The organism is Polynucleobacter sp. HIN5 (assembly GCF_030297555.1).
Lineage (GTDB): Bacteria > Pseudomonadota > Gammaproteobacteria > Burkholderiales > Burkholderiaceae > Polynucleobacter.
On record NZ_AP028136.1, the window covers coordinates 1,810,575 to 1,827,205 of the forward strand.

Consider the following 16,631-nt stretch of genomic DNA (forward strand, 5'->3'; position numbering starts at 1 on the left):
TAATTAAACCTGCTTAAATTTCTTTTGCTGGTGATCAGCACCGATGTAGAGATACATGGCGGGCACTACAAATAAAGTAAATAATGTCCCGATTGCAAGGCCCGTAAAGATCACGATCCCCATCGATTGACGGCCAGCTGCCCCAGCCCCTGAGGCAATCACGAGTGGAATGACGCCCAGTACCATCGCGGCGGTTGTCATCAAAATTGGGCGCAGGCGCACACTGCTTGCCTCAACAATAGCCTCTAACTTTGATCGTCCGGCGACTTGAAGCTCATTAGCAAACTCCACCATCAGAATTCCGTGTTTACTAATTAATCCCATTAAGGTTACCAATCCCACTTGGGTATAAACGTTTAAGGTGGTAAATCCAAGATTGATAAAGATTAATGCCCCAAATAGCGCCAATGGCACAGAGACCAAAATAACCAAGGGATCCCGGAAGCTCTCAAACTGAGCGGCAAGAACGAGAAAGACGATTAATACAGCAAACATCATCGTTACCAAAAATCCGCCCGACTCAGCCTTGAACTGACGTGATGGGCCTGCATAATCAATCGAATAGCCGGATGGTGCAGCTTCTTTAATCGCTTGACCCAGAAAATTCAAAACCTCTTCTTGCGAGACAAATGGAGTACTAACACCACTAATCGTCGCTGAATTTAACTGCTGAAAACGATTAATGGATTGGGGTACGACACGACTTTGTATCGTCGCAATCGTTCTCACCTGAATCATTGCCCCTGTCGGGGTTTTAATGTAATAGTCCAAAATCTGATCAGGATTTAAGCGATCCGCTTGCTTTACCTGCGGAATAACTCGATAGGAACGGCCTGCCACCGAGAAGTAATTAACAAAGCCACCGCCCAACGCAGCAGATAAAGCATTACCCACATCACGCTGAGTCATCCCTAAGGCAGCGACTTTCTCACGATCAATTTGCAATACGTCTTGTGGCTTATCAATCTTTAGATCAGAATCGACAAAGAAGAACATACCACTTTGCCTAGCTTTATCAAGAACTGCTTGGGATACCTCATTTAAATTGGAATAGGGTTCGGTTGTATTGATGACTACCTGAACCGGAAAGCCCTGCGCACCTGGCAGTGCTGGAAACTGGAATGCAGCAATACGTGTTCCTGCAATGCTATTCCATTTATTTTGAAGATCTTCTTGGAATTTGCTAGCACTACGACTACGCTCATCCCAATCTTTCATAATCACGCCACCAAAACTTGAATTTGGACTGGTGATCTGAAACATTTGTTTGTATTCAGGTTCTTTACTCGCAATCTGAAAAACTTGATCGGCATACCCTTGCATTTGATTCACGGTGGAATTGGGTGGTCCAACCGCTGAGACTAAAACAATACCCTGATCTTCGGTGGGAGCAAGTTCAGAGCGAGCAGTCGCATAGAGGTACACAACCCCGATTAGCAATAAAGCGCCCATCACAATAATGACCTGCCAAGTTGATAACAGATCGCGCAATATGTTTTGGTAGGAATGTCGCACACCTTCAAACACTCGATCAATCTTTTTCACAAAAGGAGACATCTCTTCCTCTTGCGAAAATAGTCTTGAACACATCATGGGTGATAGGGTTAATGCAACCACCCCAGAAACTGCGACCGCGCCTGCTAGAGTAAATGCAAACTCGGTGAATAGGGCACCCGTTAACCCCCCCTGAAATCCAATCGGGATATAAACAGCGATCAATACAATCGTCATCGCCAGAATCGGATTACCCAACTCACGCGCTGCAATCAGAGATGCCTCGAGCGGCGACTTACCCTCTTTCATGTGGCGATCAACGTTTTCGACCACAATGATGGCATCGTCCACAACTAAACCAATCGCCAATACCAAAGCTAATAATGTCAGTAGGTTAATCGAGTAACCAAGGACTTGCATCATGAAAAACGTGCCGATCAATGACAATGGCATAGCAAGTACGGGTACCGCAACTGCACGGTAACTACCTAAAAATAGATAGATTACAACCGTCACAATAATTAAGGCCTCTAGAAGTGTTTGGACCACTTCCTGAATCGAGGTATTAATAAAATCGGTCGAGTCATACACAATCTTGGCATTTAAGCCAGTTGGCAATTGCTTCTGAATATCGGGGAATGCATCACGAACCCGCTTAGCCACATCCAATAGGTTTGCATCGGGCGCGACCTTAATACCAATGAAGACCGACTGCTTACCATTAAACGCAACATTATTGTTGTAATCCTCAGATCCCAAAGTGACCGTTGCAACCTGATCCAAGTACACAATGTCTGCACCATTACGCTTAATAATTAATTTACGGAACTCATCTAAAGAGTGGAGGTCGGTATTGGCAACTAAATCCACCGAAACCATTTGCCCCTTAGTGCTTCCCACGGGGGCCAAATAATTATTAGCTGCCAGTGCTGCATATACATCGTCTGGAGCAACACCAAGGCCTGCCATTCGGTCACGATCGAGCCAGGCGCGCAGAGCAAATTTCCGACCACCTAGGATTTCGGCATTTTGCACACCGTTAATTGAGTCCAACTTAGGCTTAACGACACGCAATAAGTAATCAGTAATGCTGTTATTGGCGATGTCGTCACTATAGAACCCCATGTACATTGCCGCAGTCGTTTGACCCACTTGAACTGTCAAAATCGGCTGCTGTGCTTGGGGTGGCAATTGGTTACGCACCGAACTAATTTGCGTATTAATCTGAGTAAGCGCCTGATTAGCATCGTAGTTTAGGCGCAGGGTAGCGGTAATCGTGGAAACACCGCTGATACTAATGGAGGATAAATAATCAATGCCCTGGGCTTGAGCTATGGCTCCTTCCAGGGGTTGGGTAATAAATCCCGCGATTGTTTCTGGATCCGCACCAAAATAAGTGGTCGTGATGGTTACTACTGCATTTTGAGTTTGTGGATACTGATTGACGGGCAATGAACCAACTGCTTTGAGGCCCAATAGCAAAATCAGCAAGCTGACCACGATTGCAAGTACAGGACGACGGATAAATAAATCCGTCCATTGATGGCGCTGAAAATCTTGACTCATTGCTCTTGTGGTTTTGGATCCGGTGAATTAACTGGCAAGACACTGTTGTTCACGATTAAGGGAGTGCCATTCTTTAATTTCAATTGCCCACTGGTGACAACCGTCATACCAGGCTCCAAACCTTTGAGAATGGCAACCTGGTCACCCCGGGTCGGCCCAGTGGTGACAAATAATTGCTGCGCCTCAAGAACAGGCACGCCTTTTTTATCTAGGCGATTAGTTTTCTTGGCAATAAACACGGTACTGCCATAAGGATTGTAAGTAACAGCGGTTTGAGGCAAGGTGAGTAACTCAACCTTATCGCCTAAATTAATATTGACGTTCGCAAACATACCAGGCAAGAGCTTCTTATCTGGATTGCTAATTTGAGCCTCAATCTGGATATTGCGGGTATTGAGCTCTACCTTGGGACTAACAGCTGTAATTTTTCCGACAAACGGTGTTTCTTTAAACGCGTCGGTCTGCAACTCAATAGTTTGACCTACCTCGATGATCCCAGCCGAGCTTTGCGGCAAGGTGAAATCCACAAAAATAGGATCAATGGTTTGCAAGGTTAATAGCTTGTCACCAGGATTGACATACTGTCCAGGATTAATCGTGACGATGCCAACCCGACCGCTAAATGGAGCCTTGAGATTCTTTTTGGCAATTAAAGCAATTTGCTGTTCTACCTGCGCTTGCTTTGCCTTCATATCCGCAGTGCTCGTGTCATAGACATTCTTACTAATTGCCTGAATCGCTAATTGAGCCTTATCGCGCTCATTAATGACCTTCGCTAAATCCGCCATCGCTTTTAGAGAGTTTAGTTGGGCGACATCCGCGGAGTCATTGAGCTTAATGAGTAATGAACCTTCTTTAACATCCACACCAGATTTCACAGGAACTTTTACAACCAATCCACCAACTTCGGTGCTTAGATCAACGCCCCGGAATGCGCGCACATTACCGACACTGTTCATGCGGGGTTGCCATTCTTGTTTTTCAATAACAGTAGTGGTCACCGTCGCAGGAGGAATCCCCATGCCCGCCATAAACCGATTAAACATGAATGTTTTTAATTGGTTAAATCCGAAGATTAGACCTAACAAAATAAATACCCCAACCAGCATCACAATCATGCGACGCTTTAAGGGGGGCATTTGCATTAAAGCGGCGTATGCTTTGGTCTTTTTAAAACGCTCACGCGGGCGCAGACGAGCCCCAATCCAAGCAAATGGTGCCCAGATCAGCCTAAGGGTTTTCTCAGTGAGAAGCGTATTTTTTATCCATGCGATGAGTTGATGAACTAGATTCATGAATCGATCTCTTAATGACTTTGTTTAGGCGGATTAACTTGCTCACTGGCTTGGGCCTGAAAAGCGGGGCCACTGCGATTCCACCAGCCACCACCCAGTGCAGCAAATAATGCGGCAGTATTCGCAAAACGGCTTGCTTGCACATCAATCAGGCGGAATTTAGTTTGCTGATACTGTCGCTGAGCAATTAATACCGCGAGATAACTGCCAGTGCCAAGTTTATATTGTTCCTCTAATAAATTGAGGTACTCCAAGGCGTTGCGTTCAGCTTCCGACGCTGCTCGCAACGCAAGTGCATCACTTTCAAGGGCTTGCAATGCATTTGCTACTTCTTGAAATGCATTCAGCACAGTCGCTTGGTACTGAAAAACCGCGGCTTCATAGGTGGCGATTGCACTACGACGCTGCGCGAGTAAGGCCCCGCCCTGAAATAAAGGCTGAAATACCCCGCCAGCCACAGACCAAATGGCAGCATTTGGTCCAAATAGGGCGCCGGTCGTTAAGGCCTGCGAGCCCATCGCACCACTTAGGGTAATTTGGGGTAAGAGATTAGCGGTGGCTACGCCCACCAGTGCATTTGTTGACTTGATATACGCTTCGGCGGCACGAATATCGGGGCGTTGACGAACCAGATCGGATGGAATCGAAAGTGGAATACGTTCAGGAAGGTTTAACTTGGTCAGGTCAAACTTGGCCAACTGTGCATTACCAGGAAAATCGCCCACATAAACTGCCAGTTGATTCCGGGTAAACGAAAGATTCTTATCAATATTCAATAAATCAATTTGTGAGCTGGCTGCAAGCGAAACCTGTGAAGTTAGATCAACGCGCGATGCTGTTCCTATTTCTAACTGCTTACTAATTAGATCAGCCAGATTTTTCTGGGACTCGTAGATCTCTAAATTGGATTGATATTGAGCACGAAGTGCAGCCTCGCGAATTGCCGTCGTGACAATATTGGCTGTCAAACTTAGATAAGCACCTTCTAATTGAAATCCGGTGATTTCTGCTTGAGCCTGGGCGCTCTGCACGGCACGTCGCGCCCCTCCAAATACATCCAAGTTGTAATTTACGGAAACCGAGGTATTGTAAAGATTGAATATGTTTGGATTGCCTGAGCTGAGTCCAAAGGTCGACGGCGTAATTTGTTGACGCGTTGCTGATGCTCCCAAACCAATACTTGGAAACAATAAAGATCCAAAGGCTGCGTTCGCATTCTCTTGAGCAGCTCGCAAAGTTGCATCGGCTGAGGCTAGGGTTGGATTCCGCTTTAAAGCTTGCTTGATGAGTGTATCTAATTCAGGGGAACGATACAGAGACCACCACTCCGCTGGAATATCAGCAGCAGGATCTAAGGACTGTTTTGTTCCACCAATACTTGGTGCAGTTGCCAACTCTGAGGAAACGGGTTTTTCTGTATAAGAAGCAACTTTTGGAGCATCGGGTTTTTTAAAGTCTGGACCCACAGCGCAGGCCGTTAAGCCAAGGCAAACCAAAAGACTAAAGCCATGCTTGAGTGGATTTAGCGAAATGGAATGACAAAGAGAAGATTGAAAATCGAAAAGGCTCTTCACACCTATTATTTGACCACAACGAGCTTACTTTTGGATGAATTACTCGACCGTAACGCTTTTAGCTAAATTACGTGGTTTATCAACATCTGTACCAAGGGCTACTGCGGTGTGATAAGCCAAGAGCTGGAGCGGAATAACGTGTAATAGCGGGGATAAATTACCGTAATGCTCTGGTAAGCGAATCACCTGAATACCATCTTCACTTCTAATTTCGGTACCCTGGTCAGCGAAGACATAAAGGCGACCTCCGCGAGCTTTGACCTCTTGCATATTTGATTTCAGTTTTTCGAGCAACAAGTCATTAGGCGCTACGGTAACAACCGGCATCGCCTCAGTCACTAAAGCAAGCGGTCCGTGCTTGAGCTCACCAGCTGGATAAGCTTCCGCATGGATATAAGAAATTTCTTTTAACTTTAGGGCGCCCTCAAGGGCGATTGGGAAATGTAAACCACGCCCTAAGAAAAGCGCATTTTGACAATTCGCGAATGCCTGGCTCCAAGCAATAATTTGTGGCTCTAGTGCCAATACAGCATGAATAGCTTGGGGCAAATGGCGTAAATCATCGAGTACTTTTTTCTCAGCAAGAGGTGATAAATGCCCCGAGCGTTTGGCAATCGTATTAGCCAATAAGTACAAGGCAACCAATTGGGTAGTAAACGCTTTAGTAGACGCTACCCCAACTTCAGTGCCGGCGTGAGTCAAAAAGTGCCATTGGGTTTCTCGCACCATCGCACTCGACGCCACATTACAAATCGATAAGCTTAGTGGATGACCTAGCTCTTTGGCATGACGTAAGGCGGCTAAGGTGTCTGCCGTTTCTCCAGATTGGGAGACAACCACAATCAAAGTTCTTGGATTTGGAATCGATTGTCGATACCGGTATTCGCTCGCAATTTCAACTTGCGTGGGGATCTTCGCAATGTCTTCAAACCAATATTTAGCCACACAGGCTGAGTAATAACTTGTCCCGCAAGCAAGAATCAATACCTGATCAAACTCCTGCCATTCTTGCAAATTCGCAGCAAATAAAGCCGGGCCAAGTTCAGCGATATTAGCAATGGTGTCGGAGACCGCACGGGCTTGCTCAAATATCTCTTTTTGCATGAAATGTTGATAGGGTCCCAATTCAACTGCTTGTGCTTGAACAGGCATCGGTGTAATTTCCCGCTGCATCATCTGACCGGTTCGATCCCAAACCTCAAATCCATTGACAGTCAAAGCAACCAGATCACCCTCTTCCAAATAAGCCATGGTTTTGGCTTTACCGGCTAAAGCAAGCGCATCTGAAGATAAGTAGTGGCCGTCATCACCGATAGCAATAATGAGGGGTGAGCCTGCACGGGCACCCACCAAGAGATGGGGCTCGGCTTGAGCAATCACAGCAATCGCATAAGCACCTTTTAATTGTTCTATGGCTTGTGCAACCGCTCTCTTTAAATCTGGCTTGCCAAGTTTAATAAATTCCTGGTGAACTAAATGGGCAATGACCTCGGTATCGGTTTCTGATTCAAACATATAGCCAGATGCTTTTAACTGATCGCGTAGTACCTCATAGTTTTCGATAATGCCGTTATGCACAACCGCAATTTGTCCATTTGAAATATGGGGGTGGGCATTATGCGTATCGGGTCTACCATGCGTTGCCCAACGCGTATGCGCGATCCCAACCTGACCACAAAAGTCCTGGGCTTGCTTTGCCAAATCAGCCACACGCGCAGTAGTTCTAGCTCGCTCGATCGGATGACCCGCTTGCTGAGTATCAATCACGGCAAAACCGCAAGAATCATAACCCCGATACTCTAAGCGTCGCAGTCCCTCGATTAAGGTGTCGACGACATTTGTTTTAGCGACTGCTCCAACGATTCCACACATAAAAAGGGTTTACTTTCGAGCGATCTTTTTTGTTTTTAGCGACGCACTTTTCAATTTCGTGGGGCGTTGCCATTCAAGCGAAATTTGCTTTGCCCGTGATACCGTTAATTTGCCCGGGGGCGCATCTTTGGTAAGCGTGGTTCCTGCGCCTAGCGTCGCACCTTTGCCTACCTTTACAGGGGCAACCAACTGCGTATCCGAGCCAATAAATACATCGTCTTCAATCACTGTTTGGTGCTTATTAACTCCATCGTAATTGCAAGTAATCGTGCCTGCGCCAATGTTGACGCGTGATCCAACAATCGAATCACCCACATACGCTAAGTGATTGGCTTTGCTCTGTGATGCAATTTTGCTATTTTTAATTTCTACAAAATTACCAATATGAACATCGCCTGCCAGTTGAGCGCCCGGCCGAATCCGCGCATAGGGTCCAATGCGATTCGTAGGACCGATCCTAGCCCCATCGAGATGGCTAAACGCTTCGATTACAGTGCCCTCGCCAATGTGCGTATCTTTAATGACGCAATAGGGTCCGATGCGAACCTGATCGGCCAGGGTTACGCTTCCCTCAAAAACACAACCAACGTCAATCCATACATCCTTGCCACAACGCAGCTCACCGCGGACATCGATTCGATCGGGATCAAACAGCGTGACACCATTCTCTAAAAGCGCATGCGCAATCTGAGTCTGTAACACACGCTCCAACTCAGCTAATTGTGCACGGCTGTTGACACCTAGGATTTCATGATCATGGGTTGCCTGAGCAGAGCGGACTGGGACGCCCGCCTTAACTGCCATGGTGATCACATCCGTTAAGTAATATTCACCTTGGGCATTTTTAGCTTTAATCCCCTTTAGCCACTTGCCCAATTGCTTGGTGGGCAAAGCCATGATGCCAGTATTAATTTCTGAAATCGAGCGAATGGCTGGATTGGCATCCTTCTCCTCAACAATTGCTTGCACATTGTTATCGACATCTCGCACGATGCGCCCATAGCCATATGGATTTTGCATATGATGGGTTAGCAAACCAACTGCCCCATCACTTAAGCGGACTAGCGTATTCAAAGTTTCCTTAGAGCACAGGGGTACATCACCATACAACACCAGCGTGGGCGCCCCAGGATTGAGCTTTGGCAAGGCCTGCAATAGCGCATGACCCGTTCCTTTTTGCTCTTTTTGCAAAACGGTCTTTACCTTACTAAAGCGCTGATCCAAATCAGCCAAATGGGCTAAGAATGCTTGAACCTGTTGTGCGCCGTGCCCGATCACAACAATCGGCTCGGTCTTGGGCGCAAGCGCTAATGCAGTTTCAAGCACATGCTGAAGTAATGGCTTACCCGCTAGGGGCTGCAATACCTTTGGCAAAGCGGACTTCATGCGCTTGCCTTGCCCAGCAGCCAAGATGACGATATTCATGGGATTAATTATAGGGCTTAGAAGCATCCCACTGATGCGGATAAACGTACTCTAATCTTTATCGATCCAGGTGAGCGAAGACCAGGAAGGCTCTGTTGTAGCACATACATCAACTCCTTCATCAATTGCACGGTCGCCTTCATACGATTTAACGAACTGGGTCAAATCTGAATGAATGGATAGATTCTGAAAATCAAAGGCATCTTGATCCAATAGATGGGATGGAACAATGTGATGCAGGGAGCGAAACAAGTTTTCAATCCGACCAGGAAATTCTTTTTCCCATTCACGTAATAATTTCTTCATGGCAGCCCTTTGCAGGTTTGGCTGGCTGCCACATAGATCACAAGGAATAATTGGAAACTCCATCGATTGCGCATAGCGCTCAATCAACTTTTCAGGAACATAGGCTAGCGGCCGAATGACCAAATGACGTCCATCATCTGAGCGTAATTTGGGTGGCATTGCCTTTAGCTTACCTCCATAAAACATATTGAGCAGTAATGTTTCTAGGATGTCGTCTCGGTGATGCCCCAAGGCAATCTTAGTTGCCCCAAGCTCATCGGCCACTCGATACAAAATTCCGCGTCGCAAACGAGAACACAATCCACAAGTTGTCTTGCCCTCAGGAATCACCCGCTTCACAATACTATAGGTATCTTGCTCTTCAATATGAAAAGGGATATTGAGTTGGCGTAAATAATTAGGTAGCGTGTCACTGGGAAAATTGGGCTGTTTTTGATCTAAGTTCACAGCGACTAGATCAAATGAAATTGGCGCCCGCTCACGCAACTTCAATAAAATATCAAGCAAGGTATAGCTATCCTTACCACCGGACAGACATACCATCACCTTATCGCCATCGGCAATCATGCCAAAATCACCGATAGCCTGACCAACCAGGCGGCATAGTTTTTTATCTAACTTATTCTCTTCAAATGCTTGCTTGCGGGGGTCAACCATCTGCGGCTCCCATTAGCCTTGCGATTGCTTCATCTTAAAGACTTCAACGCCAACTGCCTCACAATCTGGATAGACATCGGGCTTTGCAGTACTAACTCGGACTGCCATCACATTTGGATGCTCAAGAATTGCTGCCACGATTTCATCACAGAGGGTTTCTTGTAAATGAATATGGCCGCGTTTAACGCGCTCTGCAATGGTTTTGCGAATGAAATCATAATCAAGTACCTCTTCTAAGCGATCTTGCTTCGGGGTATTTAGTTCCAAGGGAACATAAATCTCGACATTAAAGATCACCCTCTGCTCAGCGCGCTTCTCAAAATCATGTACACCAATATTGATATAAACCTCATAGTCTTTCAAAAAGAGGCGTCGACAATGAATCAGGCTTGGATGAGATAGTAAGGAGTGCATAGAACCTATTATTTAATTTTGAACATCACATCGCGATCAGATGCTAGTAAATGTTGTCCGCCATCGACATACAGCGTGGTGCCCGTAATCGAATTGGCATTGGCTAAGAAAAATGCGGCGCTCGCAATATCCTGCGCACTAGATGAATGCCCCAGCGGAGTGACCTGATGGGCTTTCTCAAACTCAGATTGACTTTGATCACCCGATGGCAGAGTAATTCCAGGGGCCAAACCAACGGAGCGCATATATGGTGCAAAATCGCGGGCCATCATTTCGGTTGCAGTCAATAATGCACTTTTGGAAAGCGTATACGAAAAATAATCTGGATTTAAGTTGATTAACTTTTGATCCAGTATTTGGATCGTTGCAGGAACAAAGTCTTTGCTGATTGGCTGAGTCTTAAGGTGACAAAACATTGCTTGTGCCATTAATACTGGAGCCGCTAGATTAATTTGAGTATGCCGCTCAATCAGGTCTGCGCTCACTAGATGACCATCTTGGCTCGGCCGATCGTATTCAAAAATCGCAGCACTGTTAATCAAGCAATCAATTCTTGAGAATTGGTCGATACTTTTTTTGATTAGAGTTTCGATCTCTGCTTGGCGTGATAGATTTGCCTGCAACACCATTGCTTTGACTCCCAATCCATGCATCTCATCAACAACGGCTTCGGCGTCTTGGGCGGATTGGCCATAATGAATAATGACATTCCAGCCCTCACGAGCAAAATACAAGGCGATTTCTCGACCAAGGCGCTTAGCTGCCCCCGTGACCAATACTGTTCGATCTGCCATTGTTTTCATGTGCTATGGAAAAACTCACTTAGACTAGCGAGCTATGGATATTAACCTGACACAGGCGCAAGTGGAGCATTTAAAGGCTATCCTAACCAAAATTTCCCATGAAATTCAGGAAAAAGGCGGTTGGATTCCCTTTTCACGCTACATGGAGCTCGCCCTGTATCAGCCAAACCTTGGTTATTACACCAGCGCCCTAGAAAAATTTGGTCGTTCTGGTGACTTCATCACTGCCCCTGAAATCAGTCCATTTTTTGGCCAAACCATCGTTAATACGATTCTGCCGGTGCTAGAGGGCTTAAGAAAGCAGGGACAACCGACTCGTATCATTGAAATCGGTGCGGGGACTGGACAGCTTGCCAAGACGATCCTGTTAGATCTACACCGTTGCGGCTTTGACCTAGATGAATATCACATCATTGATGTGTCAGCGAATTTGATTGAGCGTCAACAGGCATTACTCCTGGACACTTGCCAAGGTCATGGGATTCAAACATGTTGCCTGTGGCATACAGATGTGTTGCCGGCTTTTCATGGAGTCATTCTGGCTAATGAAGTACTCGATGCGATTCCCTGTGAACGCATTGTGTATCAAAACCATGCCTGGCACTATGCCGGGGTGGGACTTGGAACAGAGCCTGATCAATTTCTTATATCCGTATCCGGTGAAAAACTAGGGGTTCAGCCATTGATCGACTGCGCTAGCGATGGATATATGACTGAAATTCACCCTCAGGCTGAGGCTTGGTTTGCAAAAGTGATTGATCGGCTCGAACAGGGTTTATTGCTGATGATTGACTACGGCTTTCGCCAGCAGGAGTATTACCACCCGCAACGAAATACCGGCACACTCATGGCACACTTCCATCATCAAGCACTAAGCAATGTACTTGCCCTACCCGGTATCTCGGATATTACCTGTCACATTAATTTCTCGAACCTATTGCATTCAATTGAGAACGAAGAAAATTCTCAGTCATTTTTTTCTAGCCAAGCATCGTACTTATTGGATGCTGGTATTGCCGATCTAGTATTGCAGCAATCCGACCCGCGCGACCCTCAACAGATGATCGCCATATCGAATGGAATACAGAAATTAATCTCTGAGGCGGAAATGGGGGAACTCTTTAAAGTATTGGCTTTTGGCAAGAACTTAAAGGGTCTTGGTTTAGACCTCTACGCACTCCCTGGCTTTGGGGGTCGTAACCGGGTTTATTAAGACAGCGCTTCTTGAATGGTCAAGAGACGCACCCTCTCAAGCTCTGCATGAATTGCTTTACCCAATTCATTGGTGTTTGAGCGTTGGCTTACAGACTTCGCAATTTGTCCGGCATCAATACCCATCAAATTACTAACTAGCTTTTGCCAAACTGCCATATCAATGCCCAGAGCCTCAAAAAGAGTGAGCAGTTCAGTGATGCGATGAGGCTTTCTCCACAAATCAGCCCGATTAAAAAATGCCAGAATATCGGTTGGAATTAATTTGGAGTGGACTGACTCAAAATCCGCCGCAATCTGGCAATATTCAGCGATCTCATTTGGCACCTTCGACCCACGAGCCCACTCCTGGATTTCGGCTGGAGGAATGGTTCTTAATAAACAGGCGATACGCTGATTTAGCTCGGGGCGCGCCGCGACAACCAAATGCATTGCATGCCGAATGCTCTTTTGAAGTTCTTCCTGATGCCACCATTTCTCAAAGCTGGCTGGCAAAACATCTGCTAGGGCATTGCACTGATTGAGTGTTTCGATAAAACGGAGCGGCTCTGTTTCTTCCATAGCGCGCGCTAGTTCTTGCCAGATGCGCTCCTTTGATAAGGTTTCTAATTCACGCGCTTCAACCATTCGTCTCATAAGAATGAGGGTCTCGGGGGCGATCTGAAAATCTGGAAAACGTGCTGCAAATCGGGTGACGCGCAATACCCTTAAAGGGTCTTCTAAAAAGGCATTCGAGACGTGCCGTAATACACCTGCCCCTAGGTCAGCCTGACCACCATAAGGATCGACAATCTCCCCGACTGGCTCACCGCTCTTGTTGACCTCTTGGGCCATGGCATTGATGGTCAAGTCGCGTCTTTGTAGATCCTCCTCCAGAGTCACGCTTGGGTCTGCATGAAAAGTAAAGCCCTGGTGGCCCGGTGCTGTTTTGCGTTCCGTCCTAGCTAGGGCATATTCCGCATTCGTGATGGGATGTAAAAACACTGGGAAATGACTACCCACTGGCCGAAATCCTTTTTGCATCATTTCATCGGCTGTGGTGCCAACCACCACGTAATCAACATCATGAACCGCTCTTCCAAGCAAACGGTCCCGCACCGCACCGCCAACTTGATAAATCTTCAAGTGAGTAAACTCTCAATACGCTGTTTGGTAATCCTAAACTCATCAACCAAAGCGTCTTTTCCGCCCGCGGGCAATACATTGGGAATACTCATAGAGGCAATATTGTCACGTGACATTAGGGTGGGGCCCGGGCCAAACTCAAATGCCAAGGCCTGCAGGTATCCAACCCAATCTGGTAATGAAACAATGAGGCGATCCTTACCCGCTTTGCGAGCCGCAAACTCAACCAACTGTTTCATCGTGAACACCTCAGGACCGACCAAATCATAGCTCTGATGAATGGTAATGGGGTGAGTTAGAGCTATGACAAACGCACTAGCAACATCATTTACGCTCACTGGCTGAAACTTTGCATATGAATATGCCAATGGAATCACCGGAAATATCTTCGCTAGATTAGCAAAGGTATTAATGAACTGATCATGCTCTCCAAAAATGACCGATGGTCTAAAAATGGTCCAATCTAAACTACTGGCTCGCACCCGATTCTCACCGTCGCCTTTGCTGCGTTGGTACATTGAAGGGCCATTCGAATCGGCACCCAAAGCACTCATATGCAGATAGCGTCTGAGTTGCTTAGCTTTCATGGCCTCAATGATTGCCTGAGGCAAATCCACATGGGCTCTTTTAAAACCAGAGCCATATGGTTTCGCTACTTGATCTTGCAAGATCCCAACTAAGTTGATAACCGCCCCGTGGGGCTTTACATCCCCACACAATCGCTCAATGACTCCAGGCTGATTCACATCTGCCTCAACTAAGGTCACACTGGGTAATAGTCGAAGGTCGCGCATGGCGCTATAACGCCGCGATGGAATCAAGACGGAGTAGCCTTTGCTTTGTAGCTTCTGGCTAATGGCTTTACCAACAAAGCCGCTCCCGCCAATTAATAAAATGTCATGTTTCATGGTAGTTCACTCAATACAGCAGTTTTAGGCGCAATCACTCCAAGCCGTTGTTTCATGGGAGTGGTTTGCCCATCCATTAAAAGCGAATAGTAGCTCGCGTTGGCAAGCACATTCTTCACGTAGGTACGAGTCTCATTAAAGGGAATGGATTCCACAAAAATTGCACCCTCAGTGGATTGATTTAATCGTTCTCGCCACGATTTTGGCCGAGATGGGCCGGCATTATAGGCGGCGGATGCCAATACCCAAGAATCATCGAGGTCTTTTAAAACCATATTTAAGTAATGACTTCCCAAGGTCAAATTGGTTTGCGTCTCTTTAAGACGTTCATTGGTATACGAATTCATGCCAATTTTCTTAGCAACATACTTCGCGGTATTGGGCATCACTTGCATCAAACCCGAAGCGCCCACTGACGATGAGGCATTGGTAATAAACCGAGACTCTTGACGGATCAAACCATAGGCCCAGGCTAAGTTCAAATCAATATTTTTAGCAATCGGACTGAGTTGATCTTTAAAGGGCATTGGATAACGCAAGCCAAAATCATGCTCGCCTTTCGTACGATCAGCTGTATTGACTGTTCGATCATATAAATGGATTCGTTTGGCATATTCTGCGGCAGCTAGTAATTGGCGATCGCTCATGCCGCGCAACTCCCAGTTCCACTCACGATTTCCTTCAAAGCGAAGATTCATGGCATAAAAACGCTCAGCCCGAGTAAATCCAGGGCGTTTCCCCATCTCTTTGATGTCAGCATCGCTAACTTTTACCTTAGGTGGAATCACAATCGGTTTACCCAACTCCTCGCGCGCTAACTGTCCATAAAAATTAAACTGGTCTTCGAGTAATTGAAACTGCGCATTGGCTTTCTCAGGGTCTCCCAATTCTTTCAATGACCTTCCGTACCAATAGGTCCATGCAGGATCACGCTGACGAACGACCGGATTCATCGATCCAATCGACTCGCGCACCAGCTCCCAATCATGAGCTCGTAAGGCTGTACGCACTTTCCATTCCTGCGTTTCTGCGGATAGCAAAGAATTAAAACCTAATTGTTGTTGGCGTCGATAGGCATCGTATGCATTTCGATCTAGGCGCTTCGCTAAAAATTGCCCAATCACACCCCATGCCTGCGCTTGATCTTCTTTGTTATAGCGTAAGTTGGTTTGCAAAAAGTCACGGTAGGTTTTACTCGGATCCGCCCTTGCGCTGCGCACAATGCTAGCAATCGAATCTTCTCCACCAATGCGTCGCCCTGCGGTTTCAAAATTCATTTCAGCAGCAGCGCGACCAAGCGCTCTGGCCTGAGAGTTGGATAGACCATTTGCCTGGACTAATGCCGGTACCAACTCTTGGCAAGCTGATCCAAACTGGCGTGGATCAATCATGATTTTGAGTGCATCTTGACCAACTCGCTTTGCGTCCTCTTGCTTCACAAGTCGTGAATGAAGCGCATAACACTTCACATTGGTATCGTCATCTAAGACAAATTTGGGATATTCCTGATCAAACTGAGCCCAATCTTTCCGTTTACCAAGAACCAATAACCAATCATTACGCATCCGATCGCCGATCGCGGTCCCCTCATAGGTTTTTAGAAAAGCGCCAACCTCCTCATCGACTGAGGAGTCAGCTCTTGCTTCATTCCCTTTATCAAACATTTGCGGCTTGATCCGAAAATACCGAACATAATCTGTATCTGGATAGTTACTTAATTGCGCTGAGAGCTGTTGAGTTTTTGGCACATCATTTCGCCGTGCGGCATCGCGTAACTCAATAAATAATTTATCCGCTTCAGTGAGTTCATACAGAGCGGGCTGGCCCGGGGAAGATTTGCTGACATTCGACTTTTTAGCAAAGCCGCTTTCCCAGGCACCCAAGCAAAGTACTAGGACCGCTAAAAGAAGAAAGTGCTTGATCGGGTGTTTTGGCATAAATGCAAAATTTTGATTCATTTTGCTATTTTCACCCGATAAT

12 protein-coding genes are annotated in these 16,631 nt (G+C 46.4%); 1 reads left to right on the top strand and 11 read right to left on the bottom strand.

Annotated features, from left to right (window positions below; translation table 11 throughout):
• Positions 1–3: 3 nt before the first annotated feature.
• The 8 genes from QUE61_RS09160 to QUE61_RS09195 all read right to left on the bottom strand — a co-directional run bounded on the left by QUE61_RS09160 (position 4) and on the right by QUE61_RS09195 (position 11,406).
• Entirely contained in the window at positions 4–3,060 is a 3,057-nt protein-coding gene (locus QUE61_RS09160) for an efflux RND transporter permease subunit (RefSeq protein ID WP_286306915.1), read from the bottom strand.
• On the bottom strand, positions 3,057–4,199 hold the full coding sequence (locus tag QUE61_RS09165; RefSeq protein WP_286308352.1) for an efflux RND transporter periplasmic adaptor subunit: 1,143 nt from the start codon (positions 4,197–4,199) through the stop codon (positions 3,057–3,059). The genes QUE61_RS09160 and QUE61_RS09165 overlap by 4 nt, the downstream gene beginning before the upstream one ends.
• Before the next feature lie 167 nt (positions 4,200–4,366).
• Positions 4,367–5,929 (bottom strand): efflux transporter outer membrane subunit, encoded by a 1,563-nt coding sequence (locus QUE61_RS09170; RefSeq protein ID WP_286306916.1) that lies wholly within the window; start codon positions 5,927–5,929, stop codon positions 4,367–4,369.
• A gap of 39 nt (positions 5,930–5,968) precedes the next feature.
• Positions 5,969–7,801: a glutamine--fructose-6-phosphate transaminase (isomerizing) gene (gene glmS / locus QUE61_RS09175; protein ID WP_286306917.1), complete on the bottom strand. Its 1,833-nt coding sequence runs from the start codon at positions 7,799–7,801 to the stop codon at positions 5,969–5,971.
• A 9-nt stretch (positions 7,802–7,810) separates the two neighbouring features.
• Positions 7,811–9,226, bottom strand: coding sequence for a bifunctional UDP-N-acetylglucosamine diphosphorylase/glucosamine-1-phosphate N-acetyltransferase GlmU (gene glmU, locus QUE61_RS09180; protein ID WP_286306918.1), 1,416 nt, complete (start codon positions 9,224–9,226; stop codon positions 7,811–7,813).
• Positions 9,227–9,277: 51 nt separating this feature from the next.
• Positions 9,278–10,189 carry a tRNA 2-thiocytidine(32) synthetase TtcA gene (ttcA, locus tag QUE61_RS09185; RefSeq protein WP_286306919.1) on the bottom strand — a complete coding sequence of 304 codons (912 nt, stop codon included), beginning with the start codon at positions 10,187–10,189 and terminating at the stop codon, positions 9,278–9,280.
• 12 nt (positions 10,190–10,201) lie between these two features.
• On the bottom strand, positions 10,202–10,603 hold the full coding sequence (locus tag QUE61_RS09190) for a dihydroneopterin aldolase (RefSeq protein WP_286306920.1): 402 nt from the start codon (positions 10,601–10,603) through the stop codon (positions 10,202–10,204).
• Positions 10,604–10,611: 8 nt separating this feature from the next.
• Complete coding sequence (locus tag QUE61_RS09195) at positions 10,612–11,406, bottom strand: SDR family oxidoreductase (protein WP_286306921.1); 795 nt, start codon at positions 11,404–11,406, stop codon at positions 10,612–10,614.
• Positions 11,407–11,440: 34 nt separating this feature from the next.
• Here QUE61_RS09195 and QUE61_RS09200 point away from each other — a divergent pair, with 34 nt between their 5' ends.
• On the top strand, positions 11,441–12,619 hold the full coding sequence (locus tag QUE61_RS09200) for a class I SAM-dependent methyltransferase (protein WP_286306922.1): 1,179 nt from the start codon (positions 11,441–11,443) through the stop codon (positions 12,617–12,619).
• Here QUE61_RS09200 and QUE61_RS09205 read toward each other — a convergent pair.
• From QUE61_RS09205 to QUE61_RS09215, 3 genes are read right to left on the bottom strand one after another with little or no spacing between them, the layout of a single operon-like run.
• A complete protein-coding gene (locus QUE61_RS09205) occupies positions 12,616–13,743 on the bottom strand; it encodes a polynucleotide adenylyltransferase (protein WP_286306923.1) in 1,128 nt (375 codons plus the stop codon). The genes QUE61_RS09200 and QUE61_RS09205 overlap by 4 nt on opposite strands.
• Positions 13,740–14,651 (bottom strand): complex I NDUFA9 subunit family protein, encoded by a 912-nt coding sequence (locus tag QUE61_RS09210; protein ID WP_286306924.1) that lies wholly within the window; start codon positions 14,649–14,651, stop codon positions 13,740–13,742. Before QUE61_RS09210 ends, QUE61_RS09205 begins: the two co-directional genes overlap by 4 nt.
• Positions 14,648–16,609, bottom strand: coding sequence for a lytic transglycosylase domain-containing protein (locus QUE61_RS09215; protein WP_286306925.1), 1,962 nt, complete (start codon positions 16,607–16,609; stop codon positions 14,648–14,650). Before QUE61_RS09215 ends, QUE61_RS09210 begins: the two co-directional genes overlap by 4 nt.
• Between the last annotated feature and the right edge of the window lie 22 nt (positions 16,610–16,631).

What these genes read in the sequence shown, in the direction of transcription:
- QUE61_RS09160 (WP_286306915.1), bottom strand. Translation starts at nt 3,060, where the DNA reads ATGAGTCAAGATTTTCAGCGCCATCAATGGACGGATTTATTTATCCGT.
- QUE61_RS09165 (WP_286308352.1), bottom strand. Translation starts at nt 4,199, where the DNA reads ATGCCCCCCTTAAAGCGTCGCATGATTGTGATGCTGGTTGGGGTATTT.
- glmS (WP_286306917.1), bottom strand. Translation starts at nt 7,801, where the DNA reads ATGTGTGGAATCGTTGGAGCAGTCGCTAAAACAAATGTCGTCGACACC.
- glmU (WP_286306918.1), bottom strand. Translation starts at nt 9,226, where the DNA reads ATGAATATCGTCATCTTGGCTGCTGGGCAAGGCAAGCGCATGAAGTCC.
- ttcA (WP_286306919.1), bottom strand. Translation starts at nt 10,189, where the DNA reads ATGGTTGACCCCCGCAAGCAAGCATTTGAAGAGAATAAGTTAGATAAA.
- QUE61_RS09190 (WP_286306920.1), bottom strand. Translation starts at nt 10,603, where the DNA reads ATGCACTCCTTACTATCTCATCCAAGCCTGATTCATTGTCGACGCCTC.
- QUE61_RS09195 (WP_286306921.1), bottom strand. Translation starts at nt 11,406, where the DNA reads ATGAAAACAATGGCAGATCGAACAGTATTGGTCACGGGGGCAGCTAAG.
- QUE61_RS09200 (WP_286306922.1), top strand. Translation starts at nt 11,441, where the DNA reads ATGGATATTAACCTGACACAGGCGCAAGTGGAGCATTTAAAGGCTATC.
- QUE61_RS09210 (WP_286306924.1), bottom strand. Translation starts at nt 14,651, where the DNA reads ATGAAACATGACATTTTATTAATTGGCGGGAGCGGCTTTGTTGGTAAA.
- QUE61_RS09215 (WP_286306925.1), bottom strand. Translation starts at nt 16,609, where the DNA reads ATGAATCAAAATTTTGCATTTATGCCAAAACACCCGATCAAGCACTTT.